This window comes from Mesorhizobium sp. M1182 (assembly GCF_040318335.1).
Classification (GTDB): Bacteria; Pseudomonadota; Alphaproteobacteria; order Rhizobiales; family Rhizobiaceae; genus Mesorhizobium.
The window spans coordinates 112,495-139,331 of record NZ_JAMYMD010000009.1; the positions used below are offsets into that span (position 1 = coordinate 112,495).

The 26,837-nt window shown below is 63.8% G+C and carries 26 protein-coding genes and 1 pseudogene; 11 read left to right on the forward strand and 16 right to left on the reverse strand.

The window, feature by feature from the left end; translation table 11 throughout:
* The first annotated feature begins 10 nt into the window (after positions 1-10).
* On the forward strand, positions 11-1,210 hold the full coding sequence (gene dapE, locus NKH33_RS13675; RefSeq protein ID WP_352919947.1) for a succinyl-diaminopimelate desuccinylase: 1,200 nt from the start codon (positions 11-13) through the stop codon (positions 1,208-1,210).
* A gap of 2 nt (positions 1,211-1,212) precedes the next feature.
* Positions 1,213-1,821: a transporter gene (locus NKH33_RS13680; RefSeq protein WP_352455970.1), complete on the forward strand. Its 609-nt coding sequence runs from the start codon at positions 1,213-1,215 to the stop codon at positions 1,819-1,821.
* On the opposite strand, the gene truA is transcribed toward NKH33_RS13680, so the two are convergent.
* The 4 genes from truA to def are packed head-to-tail and all read right to left on the reverse strand — an operon-like array spanning position 1,803 to position 4,559.
* On the reverse strand, positions 1,803-2,558 hold the full coding sequence (truA, locus tag NKH33_RS13685) for a tRNA pseudouridine(38-40) synthase TruA (RefSeq protein ID WP_352539947.1): 756 nt from the start codon (positions 2,556-2,558) through the stop codon (positions 1,803-1,805). The two genes, NKH33_RS13680 and truA, sit on opposite strands and share 19 nt — an antisense overlap.
* Before the next feature lie 18 nt (positions 2,559-2,576).
* Entirely contained in the window at positions 2,577-3,086 is a 510-nt protein-coding gene (locus NKH33_RS13690) for a GNAT family N-acetyltransferase (protein ID WP_352919951.1), read from the reverse strand.
* The gene (fmt, locus tag NKH33_RS13695) at positions 3,083-4,012 is read right to left on the reverse strand and encodes a methionyl-tRNA formyltransferase (RefSeq protein WP_352920118.1); all 930 of its coding nucleotides are present in this window, start codon (positions 4,010-4,012) and stop codon (positions 3,083-3,085) included. Before fmt ends, NKH33_RS13690 begins: the two co-directional genes overlap by 4 nt.
* A gap of 16 nt (positions 4,013-4,028) precedes the next feature.
* On the reverse strand, positions 4,029-4,559 hold the full coding sequence (gene def, locus NKH33_RS13700; RefSeq protein WP_352539945.1) for a peptide deformylase: 531 nt from the start codon (positions 4,557-4,559) through the stop codon (positions 4,029-4,031).
* 103 nt (positions 4,560-4,662) lie between these two features.
* Between def and NKH33_RS13705 the strand changes: the two genes are divergently transcribed.
* Positions 4,663-5,919, forward strand: coding sequence for a DNA recombination protein RmuC (locus NKH33_RS13705; RefSeq protein WP_352919954.1), 1,257 nt, complete (start codon positions 4,663-4,665; stop codon positions 5,917-5,919).
* Between the two features lie 39 nt (positions 5,920-5,958).
* Here NKH33_RS13705 and NKH33_RS13710 read toward each other — a convergent pair whose 3' ends face one another.
* The 3 genes from NKH33_RS13710 to NKH33_RS13720 all read right to left on the reverse strand — a co-directional run bounded on the left by NKH33_RS13710 (position 5,959) and on the right by NKH33_RS13720 (position 8,342).
* Positions 5,959-6,363 (reverse strand): GFA family protein, encoded by a 405-nt coding sequence (locus tag NKH33_RS13710; RefSeq protein ID WP_023676952.1) that lies wholly within the window; start codon positions 6,361-6,363, stop codon positions 5,959-5,961.
* Positions 6,364-6,443: 80 nt separating this feature from the next.
* Positions 6,444-7,409 (reverse strand): cation diffusion facilitator family transporter, encoded by a 966-nt coding sequence (locus NKH33_RS13715; RefSeq protein WP_352919957.1) that lies wholly within the window; start codon positions 7,407-7,409, stop codon positions 6,444-6,446.
* 123 nt (positions 7,410-7,532) lie between these two features.
* A complete protein-coding gene (locus NKH33_RS13720; protein WP_352919960.1) occupies positions 7,533-8,342 on the reverse strand; it encodes a transglutaminase-like domain-containing protein in 810 nt (269 codons plus the stop codon).
* Between the two features lie 215 nt (positions 8,343-8,557).
* Between NKH33_RS13720 and NKH33_RS13725 the strand changes: the two genes are divergently transcribed.
* A complete protein-coding gene (locus tag NKH33_RS13725; protein ID WP_013528464.1) occupies positions 8,558-8,683 on the forward strand; it encodes a hypothetical protein in 126 nt (41 codons plus the stop codon).
* A 153-nt stretch (positions 8,684-8,836) separates the two neighbouring features.
* Positions 8,837-9,143, forward strand: a pseudogene (locus tag NKH33_RS13730) (DMT family transporter).
* 82 nt (positions 9,144-9,225) lie between these two features.
* On the opposite strand, the gene NKH33_RS13735 reads toward NKH33_RS13730, so the two are convergent.
* Complete coding sequence (locus NKH33_RS13735; protein WP_352919963.1) at positions 9,226-9,654, reverse strand: DUF6481 family protein; 429 nt, start codon at positions 9,652-9,654, stop codon at positions 9,226-9,228.
* A 228-nt stretch (positions 9,655-9,882) separates the two neighbouring features.
* Between NKH33_RS13735 and NKH33_RS13740 the strand changes: the two genes are divergently transcribed.
* The 3 genes from NKH33_RS13740 to NKH33_RS13750 all read left to right on the forward strand — a co-directional run bounded on the left by NKH33_RS13740 (position 9,883) and on the right by NKH33_RS13750 (position 13,396).
* Positions 9,883-10,944: an LLM class flavin-dependent oxidoreductase gene (locus NKH33_RS13740; RefSeq protein WP_352919966.1), complete on the forward strand. Its 1,062-nt coding sequence runs from the start codon at positions 9,883-9,885 to the stop codon at positions 10,942-10,944.
* Positions 10,945-11,077: 133 nt separating this feature from the next.
* The gene (locus tag NKH33_RS13745) at positions 11,078-12,238 is read left to right on the forward strand and encodes an AI-2E family transporter (protein WP_352472364.1); all 1,161 of its coding nucleotides are present in this window, start codon (positions 11,078-11,080) and stop codon (positions 12,236-12,238) included.
* Positions 12,239-12,394: 156 nt separating this feature from the next.
* Positions 12,395-13,396: an LLM class flavin-dependent oxidoreductase gene (locus NKH33_RS13750; RefSeq protein ID WP_352919969.1), complete on the forward strand. Its 1,002-nt coding sequence runs from the start codon at positions 12,395-12,397 to the stop codon at positions 13,394-13,396.
* Positions 13,397-13,552: 156 nt separating this feature from the next.
* Here the strand turns inward: NKH33_RS13750 and NKH33_RS13755 are convergent, their stop codons facing one another.
* Both NKH33_RS13755 and NKH33_RS13760 read right to left on the reverse strand, forming a co-directional pair.
* Entirely contained in the window at positions 13,553-14,176 is a 624-nt protein-coding gene (locus NKH33_RS13755) for a L,D-transpeptidase (RefSeq protein WP_352472366.1), read from the reverse strand.
* A gap of 254 nt (positions 14,177-14,430) precedes the next feature.
* Positions 14,431-15,450, reverse strand: coding sequence for a LacI family DNA-binding transcriptional regulator (locus NKH33_RS13760; RefSeq protein ID WP_352449454.1), 1,020 nt, complete (start codon positions 15,448-15,450; stop codon positions 14,431-14,433).
* Between the two features lie 217 nt (positions 15,451-15,667).
* Here NKH33_RS13760 and NKH33_RS13765 point away from each other — a divergent pair, with 217 nt between their 5' ends.
* From NKH33_RS13765 to NKH33_RS13775, 3 genes are read left to right on the forward strand one after another with little or no spacing between them, the layout of a single operon-like run.
* The gene (locus NKH33_RS13765; RefSeq protein ID WP_352919972.1) at positions 15,668-17,251 is read left to right on the forward strand and encodes a sugar ABC transporter ATP-binding protein; all 1,584 of its coding nucleotides are present in this window, start codon (positions 15,668-15,670) and stop codon (positions 17,249-17,251) included.
* Positions 17,248-18,561 (forward strand): ABC transporter permease, encoded by a 1,314-nt coding sequence (locus tag NKH33_RS13770; RefSeq protein ID WP_352919975.1) that lies wholly within the window; start codon positions 17,248-17,250, stop codon positions 18,559-18,561. Before NKH33_RS13765 ends, NKH33_RS13770 begins: the two co-directional genes overlap by 4 nt.
* Positions 18,558-19,523 carry a substrate-binding domain-containing protein gene (locus NKH33_RS13775; protein ID WP_352615043.1) on the forward strand — a complete coding sequence of 322 codons (966 nt, stop codon included), beginning with the start codon at positions 18,558-18,560 and terminating at the stop codon, positions 19,521-19,523. Before NKH33_RS13770 ends, NKH33_RS13775 begins: the two co-directional genes overlap by 4 nt.
* Positions 19,524-19,591: 68 nt before the next feature.
* Here the strand turns inward: NKH33_RS13775 and NKH33_RS13780 are convergent, their stop codons facing one another.
* From NKH33_RS13780 to NKH33_RS13805, 6 genes are read right to left on the reverse strand one after another with little or no spacing between them, the layout of a single operon-like run.
* Entirely contained in the window at positions 19,592-20,053 is a 462-nt protein-coding gene (locus NKH33_RS13780; protein ID WP_352506064.1) for a MarR family winged helix-turn-helix transcriptional regulator, read from the reverse strand.
* Complete coding sequence (locus tag NKH33_RS13785; protein WP_352506039.1) at positions 20,050-20,634, reverse strand: amino acid synthesis family protein; 585 nt, start codon at positions 20,632-20,634, stop codon at positions 20,050-20,052. Before NKH33_RS13785 ends, NKH33_RS13780 begins: the two co-directional genes overlap by 4 nt.
* Positions 20,627-21,502 (reverse strand): UPF0280 family protein, encoded by an 876-nt coding sequence (locus tag NKH33_RS13790; protein WP_352919978.1) that lies wholly within the window; start codon positions 21,500-21,502, stop codon positions 20,627-20,629. Before NKH33_RS13790 ends, NKH33_RS13785 begins: the two co-directional genes overlap by 8 nt.
* Positions 21,499-23,043, reverse strand: coding sequence for a 6-hydroxynicotinate reductase (locus tag NKH33_RS13795; RefSeq protein WP_352919981.1), 1,545 nt, complete (start codon positions 23,041-23,043; stop codon positions 21,499-21,501). The genes NKH33_RS13790 and NKH33_RS13795 overlap by 4 nt, the downstream gene beginning before the upstream one ends.
* Positions 23,040-25,793: a molybdopterin-dependent oxidoreductase gene (locus NKH33_RS13800; protein WP_352919984.1), complete on the reverse strand. Its 2,754-nt coding sequence runs from the start codon at positions 25,791-25,793 to the stop codon at positions 23,040-23,042. Before NKH33_RS13800 ends, NKH33_RS13795 begins: the two co-directional genes overlap by 4 nt.
* Complete coding sequence (locus NKH33_RS13805) at positions 25,793-26,653, reverse strand: FAD binding domain-containing protein (protein WP_352919986.1); 861 nt, start codon at positions 26,651-26,653, stop codon at positions 25,793-25,795. The genes NKH33_RS13800 and NKH33_RS13805 overlap by 1 nt, the downstream gene beginning before the upstream one ends.
* Positions 26,654-26,837: the final 184 nt, after the last annotated feature.

The window sequence follows — 26,837 nt, forward strand, 5'->3', positions numbered from 1 at the left end:
GCTTTTGCCCATGACGCTGCCTACCGATCCGACCAGAAATCTGGCTGCTCTCATCCGCTGCGCTTCCGTGACGCCCGCCGAAGGCGGTGCGCTGAGCGCGCTGGAAGAAATGTTGAAGCCGCTCGGCTTTGCCGTCGAGCGCCCGGTGTTTTCCGAAACCGGCACACCTGACATAGAGAACCTTTACGCGCGGCGTTCCGGCAACGGCCCGCATCTGATGTTTGCCGGCCATACCGATGTGGTGCCGGTGGGCGATGAAACAGCCTGGACGCACCCACCCTTTGGCGCCGAGATCGCCAATGGCGAGATGTTCGGCCGCGGCGCCGTCGACATGAAGGGCGGCATTGCTTGTTTCGTCGCGGCGGTAGCGCGACATATCGCGCAGAAGGGCGGCCCGAAGGGGTCGGTCTCGCTGCTGATCACCGGCGACGAGGAAGGGCCGGCGATCAACGGCACGACGAAACTGCTCGAATGGGCGGCTGCCAAGGGCGAGAAATGGCATGCTGCGATCGTCGGCGAGCCGACCAATCCCGATGCGCTCGGCGATATGATCAAGATCGGCCGGCGCGGCTCGCTCTCCGGCACGGTCGTCGTCAACGGCCGCCAGGGCCACGCCGCCTATCCGCAGCTAGCCGACAACCCGGTGCGCGGCCTTGTGACGCTGGTCGACGCCTTGCTTCACCCCGTCTTCGACAACGGAACAAGGGATTTCCAGCCGACCAATCTTGAGGTGACCTCCATCGATGTCGGCAATCCTGCCACCAACGTCATCCCGGCGAAGGCGGCGGCTACCTTTAATATTCGCTTCAACGACACATGGACCGCCGAGACGATCCAGGCCGAGATCCACAACCGCCTCGACCGGGCGGCGAAACGCAAGAAATACCGCGCCGGCAAGAAGACGCCGGTCGACTACGAGATCGTCTGGCGCGACGGACCGAGCCACGTTTTCCTGACACGCGACGACAAGTTGATCGAGACGCTTGGCGGCTCGATCAAGGCGGTGACCGGCAGGAAGCCGGCGCTCTCCACCTCCGGCGGCACCTCCGATGCCCGCTTCATCAAGGATTATTGTCCGGTGGTCGAATTCGGACTGGTCGGCAAGACCATGCACATGGTCGACGAACGCGTGGCGATTGCCGACCTCGAGACGCTGACGCAGATTTATCTGCGCTTCGTTGAAGACTGGTTTGCGCAGGACATATCCTAGTGATGCTTTCAGCGGATGAAACCTACGCTTCGCTTGCCGGTGCCTGGCGGCTGATGCTCGGCAAAGCCGACGGATTTCGCCTGCTCGACCTTTCGGCGGACGGTTTCTGGAACTCCTTTTTTGCCATCGTCGTCGCGGCGCCGGCACTGATCGTCGGCTGGGTCGGTATTGCCAACGAAATCGGCGATCCCAACGCATTCGTCGGCCGTTTCAGCATGTTGATCCGCCTGGCAACCGTCGATATCGGCGCCTGGGTGCTGCCGCTCATAGGCCTCGCCCTGGTGGCGCCGCGGGTCGGCGTCGGCGGCCGTTTCGTCCATTATGTCGTGGCCAGCAATTGGGCCTCGGCGATCATCGCCTGGATGATGCTGCCATCGGCGTTGATCCGGCTTTTCCTGACATCGGCCAACGAAGTCTCCGGACTGGTGTCGCTGCTGTTGTTCGCGCTGTCGATGGTCTTGACCTGGCGGATGACCAACGTTGCGATCGGCAGGGGTGCGGCCACCGGCAGCGCCGTTTTTGCCGGCATGTTCGTGGCGTCGCTGATCGTCCTGTTCGGCCTGCAGGCGCTGCTCGGGATCAGCGTTCCGGATCAGCCAGGCGTCGGATAATCGACGCCGACGAGAAACAGCCCGTCGGGCGGCGCCACCTGACCGCAGGCCGCACGGTCGCGCGCCTCAAGCGCCGCCTTGAGGTCGGCAACAGTCCAGCCGCCTTCGCCGACACGTTTGAGCGAGCCGACCATCGAGCGCACCTGGTTGTGCAGGAATGACCGCGCCGAAGCGCGGACCTCAATGAAATCGCCCGCCCGGCTGACATCCAGCCGGTCGAGCGTGCGGATGGGGCTGGTGGCTTGGCACTGGGTCGAGCGGAAGGTGGTGAAATCATGCCGGCCAACCAGCACCTTTGCCGCCTCGTGCATGGCACCGGCATCGAGCTGCTTCGGTACCCACCAGATCTTGCCCTTGTCGAGCGCCGCCGGCGCGCGGCGATTGACGATGCGGTAGAGGTAATGGCGGCCGATCGCCGAGAAACGCGCATCGAAGCCATCCGGCACGACTGCGGCCTTCAGGATGGCGATGCGCACCTTGGCCGCTTGCAGATGCGCGTTGACTGCGTCGCGCACCTTGTCGCCGGGCCATGCCTTGATCAGATCGACATGCGCCACCTGAGCGGTCGCATGGACGCCAGCATCGGTGCGGCCGGCGGCGCGCAGCGAAACCTGCTCGCCACAGAACTTCTCGATCGCCCGCTCGATCGCCTGCTGCACCGAAGGCTGGTTGGCCTGGCGCTGCCAGCCGGCGAAGAGACTGCCGTCATATTCGATGTCGAGGCGAAAACGCGGCATTCCCGGATCGAGGCGAAATCAGGCGGCGAGGGCTGAGCCGAAGGCCGAGGCGTAGACCAGCCTGCCGGTCTCCGGCGCCTCGTCCCAGGCAAGCGCCTGCAGGGCTTCGCTTTGGTACTCGCTCTCGAACTTCGCTGCACGGGCGCGGCTGTAACCGAAACGTCCATAGTAAGCGGGATCGCCGAGCACCACGGCGAGCGTCTCGCCAGCAGCCTTCAGGCGGATATGCGCCTCGCGGACCAGCGCACCGCCGATGCCGGTGCCGTGGAACGACGGCTCGACCGCCAAAGGAGCCAAAGCCACCGCCGGGAAGCTCTTGCCGCCATTCTGCACGAAAAGCCGTGAAAACAGGATATGGCCGACCACTTGCCCGTCTTCGTCCGCCACCAGTTCGACGACGGCATCACCGCCGGTGACCAGCGCGTCGACCAGTCCGGCCTCCGTCTGCTGGCCGAATGCGTGTTCTTCGACAAGGCGGATCGCCTCGCGGTCCCGCGGCGTCGCCGCGCGTATGGACATCATGCTCATAACAATTTCATTCCTTTTTCGAGCTTGGCGCCGCGCAGAAACTCCTGCGCGGCAATGGGCCTTGCGCCCGCACGTTGAACTTCGACCGGCCTGATCGCGCCTGACCCGCAGGCGACTGTCAGCCGGTCATCGAGAATTCCTCCCGGTTCGCCGGCGCCTTGCGAGAGCGTCGAGCGAAGCAGTTTCAGCCGTTCCACGCGGCCGCCGATTTCGGCCTCGCACCATGCACCGGGAAAGGGCGACAGGCCGCGAATCTGGTTGTGCACGTCGCCGGCAGGTCGCAGCCAGTCTATGCGAGTCTCCGATTTATCGATTTTCTTGGCGTAGGTCACCCCCACCTCCGCCTGTGTGGTAAATGTCAGCGTATTCCGCTCCAGCCGTTCGAGCGCTTGCACTATGAGCGAAGCACCCAAGACCATCAGCCGATCGTGCAGATCGCCGGCCGTCATGTCGGGTCCAATGGGACATTTTTCAACCATTGCCACAGGGCCGGTGTCGAGGCCTTCCTCCATCCGCATCACCATCATGCCCGTTTCGGTATCGCCGGCCATGATGGCGCGCTGGATAGGGGCAGCGCCGCGCCAGCGCGGCAGCAGCGATGCGTGGCCGTTGAGGCAACCGAGCCGCGGCGCCTCGAGAATGGGTTTGGGGAGGAGCAGCCCGTAGGCGACGACCACGGCGACGTCGGCACCTAAGGCGCGGAACGCTTCCTGCTCCGCCTCGCCCTTCAGCGACACCGGCGACCGCACCTCGATGCCAAGCCGCTCCGCCTCGCGCTGCACCGGCGACGGCGTCAGTTCGAGCCCGCGCCGGCCGCCGGCGCGCGGCGGCTGCGTGTAGACGGCTGCCAACTCGTGCCCGGCCCCGGCAATCGCCCGCAGCGTCGGCACGGAGAATTCGGGCGTACCCATGAAGATGACACGCAGGGGCATTCGTCGACGCCTACCCCACCATCTTGCCCGGCGCCTTGTCCCTGGCGAGCTTCTTGAATTTCTTGACCACCATGTCGCGCTTCAGCTTGGAGATGTAATCGATGAACAGCACGCCATTGAGGTGGTCGATTTCATGCTGCAGGCAGGTCGCCATCAGCCCCTCGGCCTCGATCTCCTGCAGCTTGCCGTCGCGGTCGAGAAACTTCACCCGCACCGCCGCCGGACGCTCGACCTCGGCATAGTAATCCGGGATCGACAGGCAGCCTTCCTCGTAGACCGAACGCTGGTCGGAGCTTTCAAGGATTTCGGGATTGATGAAGACGTGCGGCGCCGGCGTCTCGTCCTCCTTGGCCAGGTCGATCACCAGCATGCGCAAGGGTTCGCCGACCTGGATCGCTGCGAGGCCGATGCCGGGCGCGTCATACATGGTGTCCAGCATGTCGCCGGCCAGTTTGCGCAAATCGCCATCGACACGCTCGACCGGTTTTGAAACCTGGCGCAGGACGGGATCGGGGAGGATGATAAGCGGCTTGATCGACATGGCGTCTCACCTAAGACCTCGCAGGAAAAGCGTCAACCGGGACGCCTTCGGGTCGTTCACGTTTTGATCTGTGCCGGCAGACCGAATCATCTATGCTGTCGGCATGAACGATCTGGCCACCATCCTGTCCGAACCTGTCGCCCGCCTCGGCGCCACCACGCTCACGCTCGGCCATGCCCTGGGTTTCGGCGCAATGCTGTTCCTTGGACTGTTCGTCGCGCTCGTCGTTGCGCTGTGGCGATCGGCCAAGGCGCGTGCAGTGGCGGCCGCCGAAGCCGCCGACCACGCCCGCGACGCCGAGGCGCGGATGGCCGGCATTCTGCAATCCCAAGCGGAAATGCAGGGCCGCATGGGCGCCATCGCCGAAGTGTTCGGGGCGCGCCAGGCGGAACTGACACAGTCGATCGGCCAGCGTCTCGATGCCATGACCGGCCGCCTGGGCCAGACCATGACCGAGCAGACGAGATCGACGCATGAGAGCCTCGCCAAGCTGCAGGAACGGCTGGCGGTCATCGATATTGCGCAAGGCAACATCCAGTCGCTGGCCGGCCAGGTCGTGCAATTGCAGGCGATCCTTTCCAACAAGCAGACGCGCGGCGCCTTCGGCCAGTCGCGTATGGAAGCCATCGTCGCCGACGGATTGCCGCACGGCGCTTATGAATTCCAGGCGACCTTGTCGAATGGCAGCCGGCCCGACTGCCTGGTAAAGATGCCGAACGGCGCGCCGTCGCTTGCCATCGACGCAAAGTTTCCGCTCGAGGCGTGGAATGCCATCCGTGCCGCCGAAGGCGCCGACCTGCAGAAGTCCGCCGCACAGACTTTCCGCCGCGACATCGAGGTGCATGTCCGCGATATTTCCGAAAAATACCTGATCCAGGGCGAGACGCAGGACACCGCCTTCATGTTCGTGCCCTCAGAATCGGTGTTCGCCGAAATCCATGAGAATTTCGAGGCCGTTGTCCAAAAGGCGCATCGATCGCGGATCGTCATCGTCTCGCCATCGCTTTTGATGCTGTCGATCCAGGTCATCCAGGCAATCCTCAAGGATGCCCGCATGCGCGAGCAGGCACACCTGATCCAGGGCGAGGTTATCCGGCTGATGGAAGACGTCTCCCGGCTCGACGAGCGGGTGCGCAAATTGCAGACGCATTTCGGCCAATCGGCCAAGGATATCGACGACATTCTGGTCTCGACATCGAAGGTGACCAGGCGCGGACAAAAGATCGAGGCGCTGGAGTTTGGCGTGCAGCCGGCGGAGGACACCGCTGGTTCGAATGGAGCAAAAGCGGAAAGCAGCCCGCGCGTCGCCGATTCGAAAACCGGGCAGTTGAGACTAAGGGTCGTCGAAGGCGACGATTGAGAGCTACGCCGGAACCGGAGGCTTCGCCCGGGTCTGGCGCTACTGCTCCTCGATGATGGTTGTGCCTTCGAATTCCGGCAGCCAATGCAGCGCCGAGCGGTGCCAGATCTGCTTTCTCGGCACCAGTTGCTCGCGCTGCCGTGCCGTGCCGACCCTGATACCGTAAACCTTCGGTCCCTCGCCCGCCGACGTGGCGTAGAGATGCGAGCCGCACTCACCGCAAAATGCCTGGGCGCGCTTGGCGCCACTCGAACCGGTCTTGATATAGATCTTCGGCGTGCCCTTGGTGATCCTGTAATTGTCCTCGGACGCCGGCACGGTGACGCGAAAAGCCGTTCCGGTTAGCTTCTGACAATCGATGCAGTGACAAATGGTGGTCTTTTCCGGATCGACTTCGGCCTCGTAAGTGATAGCGCCACAATGACACGCGCCGTCGATTTTCATCTTCGTTCCTCCTGGAGCTTTTGCCTGCGATCATAGCCGGGACTGCCCGATGGCGCATCGATTTCCTCAAGCCATTTTCCTTAGGCCGGTTCTTGTCCGGATGCCCCCGCCAAGGCCTTGCTCCGGCGTTCCCAGGTGCCGGTGGTCTGCGGCTTGACGAACAGCCGCGTCACCTCCGGCATCTCCGCCTTCAGCCGCGTCTCGAGGCGCTCGACACAGGTCTCTATCTCCGGCGCCGACAAATGATCCTCGAACTCGATGCTCAAAGCGGCGACGATCTCCTGCGGACCCATATGCAGCGTCAGCACGCCATTTGCCCGTTGCACCGCCGGGTCCTGCTGGATGATGGCCAGCACCTCTGTTTGCACCTCGGGCGAGGCCGGTTCGCCGAGCAGCAGGCTCTTGCTTTCTCGCGCCAGGAAGATCGCGGTCGCGCCCAGGATCAGCGCGATGCCGATCGACGCGGCGCCGTCGAGCTTCGGCATGTCCAGCAATTCCGCCGCCAATATCCCGGCGAAGGCGACAACGAGGCCGAGAAGTGCCGCGCTGTCCTCGAAGAGTACGGTGTAGACACTCGGATCCTTGCTGAGCTGCACCGCCTCAAGCCAGCCGTGGCTGCCTTTTTGGTGGCGGAATTCCTTCAGCGCCACCAGCCAAGAGGTGCCTTCGAAGAGGAAGGAAAGGCCAAGGACAGCGTAGTTCACCTTGGCGTTGGCGATCGGCTCCGGCGCCATGATGTGCGTCACGCCTTCGTAGAACGATATGCCGGCACCCAGTGCAAAGACGAGGAGCGCGACGATGAAGCTCCAGAAGTACAGCTCGCGGCCATGGCCGAGCGGATGCGTGCGGTCGGCCGGCCGGGCGGCACGGTGCATGCCGTAAAGCAGCAGGCTGCCATTGCCGGTATCGACGAGCGAGTGGACGCCTTCCGAGAGCATTGCCGAGCTGCCCGTGAACAAGGCAGCGGCAAATTTGGTCACTGCGATCGCAAGATTTCCGGCGAGCGCCGCATAGATCACTTTTTTCGACCCGCCATGCGCCGCCATGGTGTGCTGCCCTGGTTGATGCACCGAGATTGGCGGAGCGCCCGCCCACGCTCCACAGTCCCCCACAACGCCCGAAGTGCCCAGTTGTTCACAAGGTCGGTTGTTCAAAAGGGCGGCGCGGGGCTATTCGACGACCTCGTCCGTCCAGACCTTGAAGCCAGCCAGCGCGCCCGGCCCAAAAATGTGGGTCAGCGGCACATCGGCGGCATCGCGTCCGGAGGCAATCAGGATGCGGCCGATGCGCGGCGCGTTATTGCGCGGGTCGAACGCGTGCCAGCGGCCGCCGAGATAGACCTCCATCCAAGCGGCGAAATCCATGTCCGACCACGGCTTTGGCAGGCCGATATCACTGATATAGCCGGTGCAGTAGCGGGTCGGAATGTTCAGGGCGCGGCAGAAGGCAACAGCGAGGTGAGCAAAGTCGCGGCATACACCACTCTGCTCGCGATAGGCCTCGGCGGCGGTGCGCGTCGGCCGTGCATTGAAATAGTTGAAGACGATGTGGTTATGGACGAAGTCGCAGACCGCCTGGACGCGCGGAATGCCGAGCGGGGTGCTGCCGAACAGCCGCCACGCTTCATTCGACAGCACGTCGCTCTCGCAATAACGGCTGGGCAGCAGGAACAGCAGCGTCTCCGACGGCAGATCGCGCACCTCGTGCTGCCATGCCGTCAGCTCGCGCGTCTCGAAGGAGCCGGCGTCGCGGATGACCGCGTCGGTGCCGAACGCAAAGCGCCCGGCCGGCGCAACGAGACGGTTGCACCAATTGCCGAAACTGTCGCGGTAGCTCTCGATCGGCACCGGCGGGTTCGACGTCAGGAAGTCCGGCCGCTCAAGATCGGACGCGCGCGAATAATGGACGTTTAGCATCGCGATCAGCGGTGTTTCCTGCGGGAAGTCGAAGCTCATCTGGCAACCGATGTGGATCCGCATTGTCGTCCTGACCGGCCTGCCTGATCATCAGCCGGCGAAACGCGAGGGCTGATGCTGCAGTGCGAAGAAGACCATGGCACGGACCGCTGCGGTTTACGAGGGAATTAGAAACCGGTTGACAGCCCATCGGCCAGGCGACTGCACGGCAGCGGCCTCTTGCAGTCGAACGTTTTCTCTTGTTTCACTTCGCCAGATATCAACTGGAGGAACGAATCATGGCTAAGGGTGCGATGAAGGCAGGCAAGGAGGCCCGCAAGCCGAAGAAGGACGCGAAGAAACCGGCTCCGGCGCCGGCCCTGAAGGCACCGCCGGTGAAGGCGATGAAGCTGAAGGACAAGTAGGGCCGCAGCTACCGTTTCGGCTTATTTCGACCGGCCGCAAACGCGGCCGGTATGATTGTTCATTAAGCTCACGCGCATCCCCTTGGATGCGGCGAAGGTAATTTTTGCGCTTTTCAAGAAATCGGCCGAAAGCCATCGAAACGGAGCGTTCCGATGTCGTCGGTTTTCCTGTTCCTCGCCGGCCCTGTTCGAGATCGGCTGGGCGATCGGCCTCAAATACACCGACGGATTCTCGAAGCCGCTGCCAACCGTCCTGACGGTAGCCTCGATGATCGTCAGCCTGACCTTGCTCGGCCTGGTGCTGAAGGCGTTGCCGGTCGGCACCGCTTACGCGGTGTGGACCGGCGTCGGCACGGCGCTGTTGGGGATATGGCTGCTCGGCGACCCAGCGACGGCGATCAGGCTGGCCTGCATCGCGCTAATCGTCTGCGGCATCATGGGACTGAAGCTCGCGGCTTAGCCGATTCTGACAGACGAACGCGTTCGGGGCCGCTGCAAGGCGGCCCTGATTCTTGAATTCGGCTGATCAGTGCCGGAAGGCGCTATCGCGCGGAGAAGCCGGGCGGCGTCCTGCCGGTGCGCTGCTTGCGCGCGGCATAGCGTGCGTCACGCTTGGCCTTGCGTTCGGCCTCGTCGGCAAGAAAACGGGCGATGCGCTCGTTCTCTTCAGCTTCCCGGATCTTCGCTTCGGCCTGTGCGGCTTCTTCCGCGGCGATGCGTGCCGCTTCGGCAGCTGCCTCGCGCTCGGCCTCTTCGGCCGCTTCGCGCGCCAGCTTTTCCTGCTTCAGCCTGGCCTTTTCGGCCTCACGTATAGCGCGGGCCTCGAGGATTGCCTTGCGCTCGGCCTGTCGTGCCAGCACCGCTGGATCATCTGGCGCCGGCTTTGCCTTGAAGCGCTCCAGAAGCGCCTTCTTTGCCTCGTTTGCGGCATTGCGCCGCTCGAAAACGTCTTTTTCCCTATAGATAGCCAAGTCCACTTCCCTGAAGTCAATTTGCGACGCTTACATACGCGCGAAAACCGAGAGTTCAAGCGCCAAAACGGTATGCCAGCCATGAAATTCTGATCTGTTGCAGCCGGGAGACGCCATTTCGATTGAATTCGGCTGAAAGGCACCCGCACTGTTCACCATCCAGGCATCTGGCGGGGCGGCGGACTGATCGCTACGTGTAGCGCCAAGACAAAACGCTGAGATGACAGTATGGAACTCGGTCTCTACACCTTCGCCGACGTCAGCCCGGAACCGGGTCCCGGTGCGATCGGTGCGCATGAGCGGTTGCGCAATTTGATCGAGGAGATCGAGCTCGCCGACCAGGTCGGGCTGGACGTCTTTGGTCTCGGCGAGCACCACCGTCCCGACTATGCTGCCTCGGCTCCGGCGGTGGCGCTGGCGGCGGCGGCCGAACGGACCAAGCGCATAAGGCTGACCAGCGCTGTCACCGTGCTGTCCTCCGACGATCCGGTGCGCGTCTTCCAGCAGTTTGCCACCCTCGATCTTCTGTCCGGCGGCCGTGCCGAGATCATGGCCGGGCGCGGCTCGTTCATCGAGTCCTTTCCGCTGTTCGGCTACAATCTCGAAGATTATGACGAGCTCTTCGCCGAGAAGCTCGACCTGCTGCTCGCCATCCGCGATCATGTCAAGGTGACCTGGTCGGGCAGTCTGCGCGCGCCGATCAACGACCGCGGCGTCTACCCGCGGCCCTTGCAGGACAAATTGCCGATCTGGATCGCCGTCGGTGGAACACCGCAATCCGTCGCCCGCGCGGGCGTGCTCGGGTTGCCGCTGGCACTGGCGATCATCGGTGGCGAGCCGGCGCGGTTCGCACCGCTGTTCGACATCTACAGGGATGCAGCCAGGCGCGCCGGCAACGATCCGGCAAGCCTTGCCACCAGTCTCAACGTGCACGGCTTCATTGCCGACAGCACGGACCAGGCAGCCGAGGATTTTTACGGGCCGCAGGCCGAGGTGATGAACCGCATCGGCCGCGAGCGCGGCTGGGGGCCGACATCGCGGGCACATTTCGACCAATCGCGCGGCCCAAACGGCGCGCTGTTCGTCGGCAATCCAGAACAGGTGGCCGAGAAGATCCTTGCCCAGCACAGGATATTCGGCAACGACCGCTTCCTGCTGCAAATGGCGATCGGCACCATGCCGCACGCCAAGGTGATGAAGGCCATCGAACTCTACGGAACCAAAGTGGCGCCGATCGTGCGCCGGGAAACTGCGAAGGCCGTTCCCGCCGTGGCGGCGCCGGTTGCCTGATTCCCAGTCACCTGATTCACCGGCAAGGCCGCGAGGCGGCCTGGCCGGTGACGCCGGCTAACGGAACCTTGAAGCGACAGAGGCGTTTTCGCCAACGGTCTGCACCAATCGCGGTGTGCCGCCGAGGGTCAGAATGAAAGCCGAACCCGACGCTTCGGGCGCAAGCGCTGCCGAAAGCCCGGATCCGCGCGTCGAGGCGCGGGCGGATGCGCATCTGATGCGTTCGCTGCTCGTCGGCATCTTCATCCTCATGGCGATCTACGCGCTTTACTTCGCCCGCGCCTTCTTCATGCCGGTCATTCTGGCTTTCCTGCTGGCGCTGACGCTGACGCCGATCGTTCGCTTCCTGCGCAAGCATGGCATGCCCGATGTCATTTCGGCGACACTGCTGGTGCTGCTTTCGTTCTGCCTCGTCGCCGTCGCGGGATATCTGCTCAGCGGCCCGGTCATCGATCTCATCAACAACACCTCGACGATCGGCCAGCAGCTTACCGAACGTCTGGCACAACTGCGCCGTCCGTTCGAAAGGATCGTGGAGGTTTCGCGTCAGATAGAGGGACTGACGCAGACATCCCAGGAGCCGGGCGTTCAGAGGGTGGCCATGGCGCCATCCGGTATTCTCTCGCAGGCCGCCGGCAATGTACTGTCGGCCGGCACCAGCGTCACCATCGTCTTCGTCCTGTCGCTGTTCCTGCTCGCCTCCGGCACGATGTTCTATGAAAAGATCGTCCAATCCTTCCCCAGTCTCAGCGAAAAGAAGCGGGCACTGCGTGTCGTCTATGACGTCGAACGTGAAATCTCGCACTATCTGCTTACCGTCACGATCATCAATACATGTCTCGGCGTGGTCATCGGGCTCGGCCTGTGGGCACTCGGCGTGCCAAACGCGCAGGTCTGGGGCGCGGCAGCGGCTCTGCTCAATTTCCTGCCCTATATCGGAGCGTTAATCACCATCACGCTGGTCACGATCATTGCGCTGATAAGCTTCGACACGATTTCCTACGCGCTGCTGGCGCCGGCCTTCGTCGTTCTATGCTACATCGTCGAAGGCCAGTTCGTGACGCCGACGGTGGTCGGCCGCCGTCTCGAAATCAACGCAGTGGCGATCCTCATCGCCATCGCCTTCTGGTCGTGGCTATGGGGTTTTGTCGGCGCGCTGCTGGCGGTGCCGCTGCTGGTCGTCATCAAGGTGTTCTGCGATCATTTCGACGGTCTCAGCCATGTCGGCAATTTCCTGGCGGCGCAACACACGGCAGCGATCGAGGACGAAGAGATTTCCGAGGTGAACAAGTAGCGGCTTAAAGGGTCAAAAGCGTCCCCCCGATGGTGCAGATCACGACCTTGCATCGGTCGCACGTCCGTTGTGCCCTCAGCGCTCCATCAACATTTTGAATTTGCCGCCTCGGCAACGGCTTCCTACATCCCTTCGGCCCACAGGAAACCCGCGCCGATGACCGTTCTTTCCGTTCTCGACCTGTCGCCGATCGTCGAAGGCAGCAACGCTTCACAGTCACTCGCCAATTCGCTCGATCTCGCCCGTCATGCCGAGCGGCTGGGTTACCGGCGCTATTGGCTGGCAGAGCACCACAATATGCCGGGCATCGCCAGCGCCGCCACCTCGGTGGTCATTGCCCATGTGGCCGGCGGTACCAATACGATACGCGTCGGCGCCGGCGGCATCATGCTGCCCAATCATTCGCCGCTGGTCATCGCCGAACAGTTCGGTACGCTTAACGCTCTGCATCCTGGCCGCATCGATCTCGGCCTCGGGCGGGCGCCCGGCACCGACATGGCCACAGCACGGGCGCTGCGCCGTAACCTCGACGCTGGCGCCGACAATTTCCCGCAGGACGTCGTCGAGCTGATGGGTTACTTGCAGCCGGCCGAAGACGGCCAACGCATCCGCGCGGTGCCCGGCGAAGGCGAAAAGGTGCCGATCTGGATTCTCGGTTCCAGCCTCTACGGCGCGCAGCTTGCCGCCATGCTCGGCCTGCCCTACGCCTTCGCTTCGCATTTTGCGCCGGCCGAGCTCGACCATGCACTGGAGATCTACCGCTCGCGTTTCCAGCCTTCGGAGCAGCTCGACGAGCCTTATGTGATGCTCGGCCTCAACGTCTTCGCCGCTCCTTCCGATGCCCAGGCGCGGTTGTTGTTCACCTCGCTGCAGCAGGCCTTCGTCAATCTGCGCACCGGCCGGCCCGGCCGATTGCCGCCGCCGGTCGAAGGATATGAGCGCGACCTCGATCCAATGGCCAAGACCATGCTCGGCCAAGCGCTTTCCTGCGCCGTCGTCGGCTCCCCGGAAACGGTCAGGCAAGGCATCGAGGCGTTTGTGCGCCGCACAGGGGCCGACGAGTTGATGGTCACGGCGCAGATTTTCGACCATGCGGCGCGGGTGCGCTCGTTCGAGATCCTGGCCGACGCTCACAAATCGCTGTCGGAAGCTGCCTGAGAGTTGGTTCGCCACTTGCCACTGTTGCGGGCAAGGCCGGCCTTAGGCAGGGAACATCGCGAACAGGTGTGCGAAGACATAGCGAACATTTCGCGCGTTTTACGCGGAGCTTTTCGATCCGTCATGCTCGTCCGTTAGCGGGAAACGCGGCGTCCACTAAATGACGATCACCTTGGTGCCGATTGTGGCGCGGTCATAGAGATCGATGATGTCCTGGTTCATGAGGCGAATGCAGCCCGCCGACACAGCTTTGCCGATGGACCACCATTCAGGGCTACCGTGCAGGCGATATCCAGTGTCACCTTTCTCGTTAAAAAGATAGAGCGCCCGCGCCCCGAGCGGGTTCATGAGTCCGCCCTCCATATGGGCCGGTATGATGCGGCCTCGCTTCTGCTCGCGCACGATCATCGCAGACGGCGCGCTCCAATCCGGCCATTCGCGCTTCCTCGCAACGTGAGCAGTGCCATGCCACTCGAAGCCCGCCTTGCCGACGCCGATGCCGTAGCGCAGTGCCTGACCGTCTCCCAGCACGTAGTAGAGGAACTTCGCTCCTGTATCGACAATGATGGTGCCCGGCGCCTCATCAGTCGCATAAGGCACTGTCTGCCGATGGAACTTTTGGTCAACCTTGTAGATCGGAACCGGCGGAACGCGAAAACCGGCGTCGGTGAGGCCGCCATAGGCCTGGGGAAAGGTCTGTAATGCTCCGCCGGTGGTGCAGCCGGAGAATGCGACCATCCCAGCAAGTCCCAGCCCGATTAGGATCGATTTCACGCGCATGACTCAAGCCGGCGCCCGTGTGAACGATCAGTCGCATCTCGTCATATTCCTAAACCGACATGCTTCGATTGCCAAGATTTTCCTGACTGTCGGCTGGCTGATTGTTGGCCACTTGGCTCGATCGGCGCCGCGTCTTTCAATTGCTCGGTTTTCGAAAGACGAACGCCCGTAGTGGCTGCGAAGGCGCGGGATCGGCAGGACAGAGGGAGCGCTGTCCGTCCGGCATTGCAAAGTTTCTGAACAGAGCCCAAGCGCTACGCGCTGACGCTCTGCGCAGTTGCACCTAGCGGACGGCATGAATTGCGGATCATCAAGCGTCCCTTGAGCGTCAGCTTGCGCGGCGGCGCATCCCTGTTTCCGGCGAGCCGGTCGAGCAGCAGATTGGCCGCCTGTTCGCCAATCGCCTGCACCGGCTGTGCGACCGTGGTCAATTGCGGCCGGAACACATCCGACCACGGAAAGTCGTCGAAGCAGGCGACCGAAATATCCTCCGGACAGGACAGGCCGATATCGCGAATGGCCTTCATGGTGCCGATCACCATCGGGTTGTTGGCCGAAAAGATGGCGCTCGGCCGGTCGTGCAGCGAAAGCAGCTGCATGGTGGCGTTGTAGCCGTCGACTTCATGGAAGTTGCCGAAGCGGACGAGTTCGGCCTCGGCCGGCAGGCCGGCGGCCTGGAGGGCCTCGCGGTATCCCGCCATGCGGTCATGCATCGGCGAGATATCGAACGAGCCGGAGATGTAGCCGATGCGCCGATGGCCGAGATCGATCAGGTAAGTGATGGCGTCGAACACCGCGCGCTGATTGTCGAGAACGACGGCATCGGTGTCGACACCCTGGCAAACACGGTCGAGCAGCACGACCGGCACATTGGCGTCGTCGACAATCCGTTTGAGGATCGCGCCGTCACCGACACGCGCGACGATCAGTCCGTCGACCATCCGGTCGAGCAACAGCCTGATCTGGTCGTCCTGCGTGTTCAGGTGCTCGTCGGTGCAGCACAGCATGACGGCGTAGCCGGCCCTGTCGAAAGCCTGCTGGATGACCGAAACCACGTCGGTAAAGAACGGATTGGTGATGTGTGGGACGGTGAGCCCGATGGTGCGTGTGGTGCCCATCTTCAGGCTGCGGGCAATGGCGTTGCGCTTGTAGCCGATGTCGCGGATCGCCTGTTCGATGCGCTGGCTGAGCTCGGGGCTGACGGTCGCGGTGCCATTGATCAGCGCCGATACGGTGGCCACGGAAACACGCGCGGCCTCGGCCACATGAAGCATAGTCGGGGCAGTGAATTTGCGCTGCTTTTTTCGTCCTGACGCTGTCATTTTCGAAACGTTTCACCACTCCACGGTAGCAATACGTACGGAATCTTATGATTTTAAGCAAGAATTGAAATGGAACAATCTCAGGCTCCAGATATTGCCTTGACATGATCGAAACGTTTAGATTAGCGTTTGAGGTGTTCGGTGACGACGGAGGGAGGCCGTCCTTATCATGCAGCACGGCAATTCCATCCCTGCGCAAGGCGTTGTGGCGGACGGCTCGGCGATCGTGCTGAGCGCCGAGCACATCTCCAAGTCCTTCGGCGGTATCGCCGCGCTTGTCGATGTCGGCTTCGAACTGCGGCGCGGCGAGGTCCATGCGCTGATGGGCGAGAACGGCGCCGGCAAGTCGACGCTGATGAAGATCCTGTCCGGCGTCTATACGGACTATAACGGAACGGTCAGTATCGATGGCCATCCGGTGCGCTTTGCCGGCGTCCGCGAAGCCGAGCGCGCCGGCATCGCCATCATCCACCAGGAGCTGAACCTCGTTCCCGAACTTAGCGTCGCCGACAATATCTTTCTCGGCCGCGAGAAGCTGATCGCCGGGCTGATCGTCGACCGCAAGGCGAGCAGCCGCGCTGCCGGCGCGCTCTTGCAAAGGCTCGGCATCGAGCTCGACCCGGATGCGCGCGTCGGTGCCTTGCGCGTCGGCGAACAGCAGCTGGTCGAGATCGCCAAGGCGCTGTCGATGTCGGCGCGCATTCTGATCATGGACGAGCCGACCTCGGCGCTTTCGCCGGCCGAATGCCAGCGGCTGTTCCGCATCATCCGCCAGCTCGCCGACAGCGGCGTGGCGATCGTCTACATTTCGCACCGCATCGACGAGGTCATGCATCTGGCCAGCCGCGTCACCGTGTTTCGCGATGGACGCCACGTCCTGACGCGGGCGATGGACAAGCTCGACGAAGACGCCATAATTTCGGCGATGGTCGGGCGAAACCTGCTTGCTTCCTCCCAGGAGCACCGCATCCCCGGTGGCAACACGGTCCTGTCCGTAAGCGAGCTGTCGCTGTCGAAGCCCAATCGCAATGGTTGGCGCACCGTGCTCGATGGCGTCAGCTTCGATCTTGCCGCAGGAGAAATCCTCGGTATCGGCGGGCTGCTGGGCTCGGGCCGTACCGAAATCCTGGAAACCATCTTCGGGTCCAGCGGCGGACGTGCCGGCGGTGGGATCAGGCTCGATGGCGAGGCAGTAGAAATCCGTTCGCCGCGCGATGCGCGCCGGCTCGGCATCGCCCTGGTCACGGAAGACCGCAAGACGCAGGGCCTCCATCTCGAGGCCTCGATCACCGACAATGTCGCGCTGCCGCTGGTCGGCGCCCTGGCGCGGTTCGGCGTGCGCTCGTTGGCCGGTGAGCAAGGGCTGGCACGGGACGCCGTCAAGGCGCTCGGCATTCGCTGCGAGACCGTCGAGCAGCCGGCCGGCACGCTGTCCGGCGGCAACCAGCAGAAGGTCGTCATCGGCAAATGGCTAGCGACGAGGCCGCGGGTGCTGCTGCTTGACGAGCCGACACGCGGCATCGATGTCGGTGCCAAGCGGGAAATCTACGATCTCATCTTCAAGCTGGCGCGAGACGGGCTGGCAATCGCCGTCATCAGCTCGGAATTGCCGGAGCTGCTGCATCTTTCCGACCGTATCCTGGTCATGGCCGACGGCCGCCAGACGGGAATCCTATCCCGCGCGCAAGCCAGCGAGGAGGCCATCATGCGGCTTGCGGCGCCGCGACGGACGATGACGAGGCCTGCCGCATGAGCATTTTGCATATCCTGTCCCGGACGAAGCTCTATTGGGGCCTGATCGCCATCTTCCTGATCGGCGTGCTCGGCTCGCCGATCAGCTCCAAGGGCAACAACATCTTCCTGTCCTACGGCAACCTGCTCGATGTGCTGCGCCAGGTGTCGACCACCGGGCTGATTGCCACCGGCATGACTGCGGTGATCATCACCGGCGGTATCGACCTTTCCGTCGGCTCGCTGATGGCTATCTGCACGGTCGTCTGTGCCATGCTGCTGACGGTCCCCGGCGTGACGCCGGCGGTGGTGCTGGGGGTGCCGACAGTTGCCCTGGCAGCCCTTTGCTTCGGCATTCTCGTCACTCGTTTCATCCTGCTGAACATCGAAAAATCCCGCGCCGGCGCGCAGGCCATGCACGAAATCAGGTTGGACAGCGTTCGCGGGCTGGTGACGCCCGGCATTGTCGGGGTGATCCTGTGCAGTCTGGTGCTGTGGTTCCTGCTACCGCAGGTGGGCTCAAAATTCGGCGTGCTCGGCGTGTTGCTGGTGGCGCCTTGCGTCGGCCTGCTGTTCGGTGCGCTCAACGGCTTCATCATCGTCGCCGGGCGGCTGCAGCCCTTCATCGTCACGCTGGCGATGATGGTCACGGCGCTCGGCATCGCCCGGTTGACCGCCGGCCAGAACAATGCGGTGCTGCCGGTCTATACCGGCTCGAACGCCACGGCCGATTTCGAAATGCTGCGCTCGCTGGTGTTCGGCGTGATCCCGATGCCGGGTCTGTTCTTCCTCGGCGCTATCCTGATCTACGGCGCCGTGCTGCGCTTCACGCCGTTTGGCCGCTATGTCTATGCGATCGGCGGCAATGAGGAGGCGGCGCGGCTGTCGGGCATCGCCGCCGGCCGCGTCAAGATTGCCACCTATGCCGTGTCAGGGCTGCTGGCCGGCATCGCGGCGGTGCTCTATGTCGCGCAATACCGGCAAGGCAAGCCTGATGCCGGCGCCGGGCTGGAGCTCGACGCGATCGCCGCCGTGGTCATCGGCGGCACCAGCCTGATGGGCGGACGCGGCAGCCTCACCGGGACGTTCTGCGGCGTGCTGATCTTCGGGCTGCTCTCCAACATCCTGCAGCTGCACAACATCAATTCGAACCTTCAGCTGGTGCTGAAGGGGATGATCATCATCGGTACCGTGCTCGTACAGGAGCGCAATGCCGGTGATCTTCTCTTCTATTTGCGACTGCCCGGCGGGCAAGCGCACAAGGAAACGGCCGCGGCAAAGCGGCCGTCGCAAGAGACCGCGTCTCTGAATATTGGAGGAAACAAGAAATGAAACGACGTGAATTGTTGAAGCTCGCCGGGCTGACAGCGGCACTCCTGACCACGACCGCCATGCTTGCCGGCGGCGCCCATGCGCAGGACAAGAAGTGGAAGATCGGCTTCTCGCAGGTGACGACCATCGAACCCTGGCGCGCCCAGTTCAACAAGGACATCCTGGCCGAAGCGGCCAAGCATCCGGAAGTCGAGCTGATCATCACCGACGGCGAGGACAAGACCGAGAAGCAGGTCGCCGATGTCGAAAACCTTATCCGTCAGGAGGTCGATGCGCTCTTGGTATCACCGAAAGAATCCGCTGGCCTGACCGGTGTCGTGCAGCAGGCGATCGATGCCAAGATCCCGGTCTTCGTGCTCGACCGCAACGTCGAAACCAACGACTACACGCAGTTCGTCGGCGGCGACAACAAGCTGATCGGCCGAGCTGCCGGTGAATATGCCGTCGAGCTGCTTGGCGGCAAGGGCAAGGCCGTCGGCAACGTCGTCGAGATCTGGGGCGGCATGGGCACCCAGCCGGCACACGACCGCCATGACGGCTTCCATGAATTCACCGACAAGGAGCCGGGCATAAAATACCTGCTCGACCAGCAGTCGGGCGACTGGAAGCAGGACCAGGCCTACAACATCATGGCGACGGCGTTGCGCAACAACGAGAAAATCGATCTTGTCTACGGCCACAATGATCCGATGGCCTATGGCGCCTATCTTGCCGCCAAGGACGTGGGACGTGAGAAGGACATCAAGTTCATCGGCATCGACGGCCTGCCCAATGAAGGCGTGCAGCTGGTCGCCAATGGCGAGCTGACGGCGACGTTCACTTATGTGACGCCGGGCGCCGAAGGGCTGCGGCAGGCGATCAAGTTCCTGAACGGGGAGAAAGTGGAAAAGACCATCACCCTGCCGACGGAGAAGATCACCAAGGAAAATGCCGCCCAGATCCTGAAGGACAACGGCCTCTGAGACGAGGCTTTCCTGCCGGGCGTTCAGCGCCCGGCAGGAACAACAACCAAGCGCCGGCAGGCAGCAGATTAAGCCAGCTTGGCCAGCAGCTTCATGAAAATGGCCGCTTCCTTGGCAGAAAGCGGCGCCAGCGTTTCCTGCGTAATCTCACGGGCAAGCGGGATCAGCCGCTCGATCGCGTCGCGCCCCTCAGCGGTCAGATTGACCAGCAGGCGCCGTTTGTCGACTTCGTGTTTGCTAAGTTCGACAAAGCCACGCGCTCTCAGCCGGTCGATGACGCCCTTCACGGTCGCCGCATCCATGGCGATCAGGCTGCCAAGCTGGTTCTGCGAGGTCTCGCCGACGTCGCGCAATTTGGCCAAAGCGGCAAATTGCGGCGGCGTCAGATCGGCGATGTGTGCGGCGAAGATCGAGACATGGCGCTGATGCGCCTTGCGCAGGATGAAGCCGACCTGCTCCTGCAAGCGATAGTCGTTTTCGTCAGGCTCCTCGGCCTCGACCAGCTTGAGCCGATTGTCCTCGGCGCTCACCGCAGCCCATCCCATGCCTTAATTTCCTTGGCCGCCAGCCCACCCATGCGGTCGTGCACGCGCGGGCCGCAGGTCATGGCGAGGCAAAACAGGATCTCGTCGGGACGGGGGCCATCGCTGATGCCGATTTCCATGGCATCGAAATGGCTGCGCACATAGGCGGCGTTGATGTGGCCGAGCGGCACATCGAGCCGCGCGCCGAAGCCGCCGACCTTCTTTGCCGAGGGCACGATCGCCTTGGCGTCGCCGAGCCGTTCGCGCATGGCATAGCCGCCCGGCACATGCCACAGCGCGCCATGCTCCAGCTCGCCCGCCATGCCGACGATGGCGCCCTTGCCGTAACCGTCGATCTGTTTGACGTCGCCGCCCAATGCGGCAACAAGCCTGTCGGAGAGCAGCAGCCCGAGCGGCTTCAAATCCTCCATGGCGCTCTGCAGTTCCTCGACGTAATGGCCGGCGAACGGGTTCTTGACCACAGCCATGGCCGCCGCGCGGCGCCGCGGCACCTTCGCCACCGGCCCGCCTTCGTGAAAAATCTCTTCGGTCAGCACGGCGATCTTGCGGATCGGAAACTCAGGCATGAGCAATTTCCCTCTCTAAAACTTTATTGGCGAGCGCCATCGGACCTGCGATGCGCGCCTGACCGCCGAGGAAAAGTGCCGCGGCGGCAATCAGGCCGCGCCGCCGAAACTCCTCGGCAACGGCAAATCCGCCTTCCAGCGCGATAGCGATTTCAGCGGCGGAAAGCAGCCCCACGCCCTGCGTCACCAAACGGTCGCCGAGGTCGCTGTCAGGTGCGAGATCGCGCGCCCGTACGCGCCTAACGGCCGGATGACCGGGCAGGTCGACGGCGTTGGCGATCAACGTCGCGGCGGCATCGGCTTCAGCACCCGTTCGCGCCAGCACCGTGACCGCGTCGGCGATGCCCAGCGAAAAGGAGCGGCCGCGCCAGCCGCTTGTCGCGACACCGCGGATCCCGTCTTCGGGGCGGATCGTGAGACGATCTGCCAACCCATGACCTGTCCCGGCAATGGCAAGCATCATCGACTGCCCGTGGCCGAGATAGATCGCGCTGTCGCCGCCATTATTGACATAGGCGCGCTCGAGCCGGCGGCCGGCAAGCAGCGCGCCAAGCACTTCGTCGGCTACCGAGCCGGCGACGGCCGCCATCGGCGTGATGAATTGTTTCGCTAGCGGAACGACCGCCGCTTCCATGCGGCGCGCCGTCGGGCCAGCGAAAGCACGTGGCCGCGAGGCGGCCGGGCGCCGCAGTTCGGGCAACTCTTCGACCAGTTCAACCAGGATTGTCTGGAAGCGCGCCACTGCCTGGCGATATGCGGCGCTGCATTCACTCGCCTCGCCGAATGCCTCGACGATCAGATCGATCGGCCCATGATTGAGGTGAAGCCTCCGGCCGTCCTCGAGCCAATGCGCCTGCGGGCCGTTCATCGCCCGGCCCCGTTTGCGGCCGCGCGACGCAACTGCGCCAGCGGCGGCCAGGGATTGTCCCGGGGTGCGGCCGTGCCGCGGCGCGGATTGAGATATTCGCCGCCCTTGGCCAGGATATCGTCGACGCTGCGGATTTCGGCTTCGTAGCCGCCAAGTCTGACATAATCGTCGCGGCGCATGGTGAACTCGATCGGCGCCACCAGCGCCGGCGTCGGCACATAGCCGAAGGCGCCTTCCGGGACGCGGGTGACGTCGACCATCAGCGTGATGCCGCCGCCCGGCCAGACATAGACCGGCGCGCCGCCGACCGTCACGTAGGTCGTCAAGCCCTGCACCGAGCGGGTCAGATTGACCGGGTTCTCGGTGACGCCGGCGCGCAGCGAGCCGCCGGCGCCGCCGACGAAAAGCACGGTGCAGAGCGCCGGCTCGCAATTGTCCTCGATCAGTTCGACCGACTTCCGCAGCCGCTCCGGGAACGGTTTCTGGACCGGCTTCAATTCGTCGTCGAGCTCATAATAGGCGAATTGCTCACCGGTGGTCGAGACCATCAGCAGCGACATGCCGGGGCGCGCACCCTTTTTGGCGTTCCATTCACCAAGGATCGACAGCGGGTCGGAAATGCTGGTGCCGCCCCAGCCGAGGCCGGGCTCCGACACCTTGAAATAACGGCCCGGCGTCGAACGGCGGCCGATGATCTTGATGCCGGTATCCCGCCAGCCAAGCACCTTGCCGGCCTGATGCTCGGAGACGACGCCGGTGATGTGGTCATCGACCACCACCACCTCGTCGACAAGGCCGCGCCATTGGGTCGCGAACATGCCTATGGTAGCCGAACCGCAGCCGACGCGCATGCGCTGCTCGAGCTTGCCGTCGATGACCGGCGGCTTGCCGGCTTCGACGATGACGGTGGCGCCGCCGTCGATGACGAGTTCAACCGGTTTGCGGTTGCACAGGGCGAGCATGGCGTCGCAGGTGGCGCGCCCTTCAGCCTTCGAGCCGCCGGTCAGATGATGTACGCCGCCCAGCGACAGCATCTGCGAGCCGTATTCGCCGGTCGTGACATGGCCGATCGCCTCGCCTTGGGCACGGACCGTAGCCGTTTCGGGGCCGATATGACGGTCGGTGTCGATCTTCACCTTGACGCCGCAATAGGAGAAGATGCCCTCGGTGACGACGGTGACCAGATCGACGCCCTCGACCTCCTGGCTGACGATGAAGGGCGCCGGCTTGTAATCGGGATAGGTGGTGCCGGCGCCGATGGCGGTGACGAAGCGGCGGCCGGTGTTGACCAGTTCGCCGTCCCATGCCTCGCCTTCTTCGGCAAAGGGTACGATTGCGGCGCCGGTCTCGGCCGCGTGGTCGAGGATGGTCAGTGGATCCATCCGCACGATCCTGCCGCCAACATTGCCGTAGCGATCGCAGGCGCCGGTGCGGCCATCGGCGATGTAGCACATGACTGGACAGGCATCGCAGCGGATCTTCTCGGCCACCAGCTTCTCGCCGGGATCGTGGGTCTCGAAGCGTTCGGCAAGCTCGCTCATCGGCGCGCCTCCTTGTCGAGGATGGCGGCGCGGATGCGGGTCGGCGTCGCCGGAATTTTGGTGACCAGCACACCGGTGGCGTGGCGGATGGCGTTGAGGATCGCCGGCGCCGTCGGGATCAGCACATGCTCGCCCAAACCCTTGGCGCCGAAGGGTCCTTCCGGATCCGGAACTTCTATCAGGATGGTCTCGATCGGTGGCACGTCGCCGATCGTCGGGATCAGATAGTCGTGCAGGTTTTCGGTGCGCCCGGGGATGAATTCCTCCATCAGCGCCATGCCGATGCCCTGGGCGATGCCACCCTCGATCTGGCCCTCTGCCAGTAAAGGGTTGATGGCCTTGCCGACATCGTGAGCGGCGGTGATTTTTATAAGCTTCACGGTGCCGAGCCTGAGGTCGACCTCCAGTTCGGCGATCTGCGCGCCATAGCCATAGACGGCATAAGGCTTGCCCTGGCCCTTGGCATCGAGCGGCAGCGTCGGCGGGTCGTAGCTTTCCTCGGCGCGAAAGACAAAGCCTTCGGGGTCTGCCTTCAGCGAGGAAAGATCGACGCGGCGGGTCGCTTCGCCTTCCCTGATGCTCAGGCTTGTGCCGTCCAGCGCAATCGCCGCCTTTTCCGAGACATTGGCGAAACGCAAGATCTCCTCGCGCAAGGCGCGGCCGGCCTTTTCGGCGGCCTTGCCGGTGACGAAGGTCTGGCGCGAGGCCGAGGTCTTGCCGGCGTCGGGGGTGATCGCCGTGTCGGCGCCTTTCAGCATGAATTTTTCGAGCGGAAGACCCAACGCATCGGCGCAGATCTGCGCGATGACAGTGTTCGAGCCTTGCCCGATATCGACCGCACCCTGATGCAGGACGACTGCGCCCGATGCCGAGATGCCGACCTTGATGGTCGACGGATTGGGCAGCGAGGTGTTGCCGCAGCCGTACCAGCAAGAAGCGATGCCGACGCCGCGTTTTTTGATGCTGCTACCGGCATTGAACGCTTCGGCATCGCGAACGGCACGCTGCCAATGTGAACGGAGGGCCTCGAGGCAGTCGGCGATGCCGACGCCCGACTCGAGCCGCTGGCCGGTGACTGTTTCGGATCCGTTCCGAAGGCAGTTCTTCAGGCGAAAGGCGAGCCGATCCATGCCGAGCTTGTCGGCTAGGTCGTCATAGAGGGTCTCCTGCATGATCGTCGCCTGCGGCACGCCGAAACCGCGAAAGGCGCCGGCAATCGGGCCGTTGGTGTGGATGGCGCGGCCTTCGGCGCGATAGTTCGGCGTCGCATAGGGGCCGGAGGCGTGCACCGGCACGCGGTTGGCGACCGTCGGCCCCCAGCTGGCATAGGCGCCGGTGTTGAAATCGCCGGCGAAGACCATGCCGGTGACACGGCCGTCGGCATCGGCGCCGATGCTCGCTCTCATCAGAGCCGGATGGCGCTTGGTGGTCGAGATCATCGATTCGGTGCGGCTGTAGGCGAGCGCCGCCGGCCGGCCGGTTTTCATGGCGACGAGGCCGATGAGCGGTTGCAGCGAGACGTCGAGCTTGGAGCCGAAGCCGCCGCCGGTGGCGGTCGGCACGATGCGCACCTGTTCCGGGGCAAGGCCGAGCACTTTTGCCGTGTCGTCGCGGTCCATATAGGGCGCCTGCGTGCAGGCGACGACGACCAGCGTGTCGCCGTCCATGAAGGCATAGCCGGCTTCCGGTTCAATATAGGCGTGCTCGACATAGGAAGTGTCGATGGCGCCGGAAACGACGAAAGCCGCACCGGCGAGCGCGGCTTCGGGGTCGCCACGCTCGACGAAGCCGGAGGTGAGCAGGTTCGAGGGCCGGTTTTCATGGACCAGTTGCGCACCGCCGGCCTGCGCTTCGCCAGTTTCCAGAAAATGCGGCAACTCGGTCCAACTGACAGGAAAATCGGCAAGGTCGAGATCGAGGATAGCCTCGCGTTCGCCGGCAACCAGCGCCACCGCCTCACCGCGAAAGCGCGAAACCCCTTCGGCCAGCGCCGGCTGGTCGGCGAAGGGCGCGATGACGCCGAAACAATTCTTTCCCGGAATGTCGGCGGCGGTGAAGACGCCGGCAATGCCGGGACGGGATTTCACCCAACTGCCGAGGTCGCCAAAAGTGAAAGCGGCACGATAATGCGGCGAGCGGACCACCAGCACCGACAACGCGTCGGCCGGGAATGAATCACCGCCGAATTTTTCGTCGCCGGTGACTTTCGGCAGGCCATCTACGCGGATCGGGGAGGAGCCGACGGCATGGCCAGAGGATGGCATGCGCGGATCGAGGCCGTCGGCGTGGCGCCAAGCGTCCATCACCGCGGTGACGATCTTGCGGTAGCCGGTACAGCGGCAGAGCACGCCGCCCAGTGCATCCTGCGTTTCGGCCTCGCTCGGGCAAGGCGTCCTGTCCAGGAGTGCCGTTGCCGCGACCAGCAGGCCGGGCGTGCAGGCGCCGCATTGCGCTGCGCCATGGCTGAGGAACGAAGCCTGCAGCGCCGACAACCGGCCATTGGCGAGGCCTTCGACTGTCGTCACCACGGTGCCGGAGGCGGAAGCCGCGGGCATCAAGCAGGCGCAGACCGGCTCGCCGTCGACCAGCACCGTGCAGGCGCCGCAATCGCCGGCATCACAGCCGATCTTGGTGCCGGTCAGCCGCAACTCGTCGCGCAGCACCGCGGACAGCCGCCGCACCGGCGGCACACAAACGCTGACGGCGGCGCCGTTGACTTCGAAGGCGATGTCGGCGCGCTCCATGCCCATCAGGCCGCCGCCCTTTCGTCGGGAACAGCGCCCATCGCACCAAGCACGGCGCGGGCGACGATCTCGCGCGCAGCGTCCAGCCGATATTCGGCGCTGCCGCGCACGTCGCCGATCGGCGACAGCTCGTCCATCGGTGCGGATTGGATCGCAGTGGCCAGCGCGTGGCCGACGGGCCGGCCGCGTAGCGCCGCCTCGACACCCGCCAGGCGCCTGGCGACAACCGAGCAGGAACCGACGGCGACGGCCGCGTTCCTGACCATACCATCTTCGACGGCCAGGCGTGCGGCGGCCATGGCGATGGAGATGACGAGATAACGCCGCGCGCCGAGTTTCACGAAGGCGGAGCTGCCGGCGGTCGCGGGTTTGGGAATGCGGATTCCCGTGACCATTTCGCCGGGCTGCAGTGCGGTGCGACGGTTGCCGAGGATGAATTCTGCAAGGGGCAGATGCCGGGTCGCCACAGCGGAACGCAGTTCGACTTCGGCATCGAGCACCAGCAGCGCCGGCACGCCGTCGGCGGCCGGCGAGGCGTTGCAGAGATTGCCGGCAATCGAGGCAACGTTCTGGATCTGCACCGAGCCGACTTCCCGCGCCGCCTGCTTCAGCGCGTCGAAAGCCGCCGGCAGAGGATGGCGGACGAGATCGGTCCAGGTGGTGCGCGCGCCGACGAGCCAATGGTTTTCGGCTTCGGCAATGCCGCGCAATGCCACCAGGCCATTGATATCGAGGACATTGTCGCGGAAAGGCTTGCTGCCCTGTGCCGGATAGAAGTCGGTGCCGCCGGCGAGGATGCGCCATTGCCCTTCGCCCAGCAAAGCGAGGGCGTCGTCGACCGTGGTGGGTTTTGCGTAACGGATCACGCTTTGCCTTCCCAGAATGGGCTTCCCGAGAGGGGATCCTGCCGAAAGATTTTCCCGAGCATTCAAGGCAGGAAATTCATTCGTATGCAAATGATATCAAGCCGGCAGGAATTGTCAAAGCCAGAGTTTGCACGGCTGTTGGCCCCGGTGCACCCGGAACGCATTTGTTATGCCATGAGAGGTT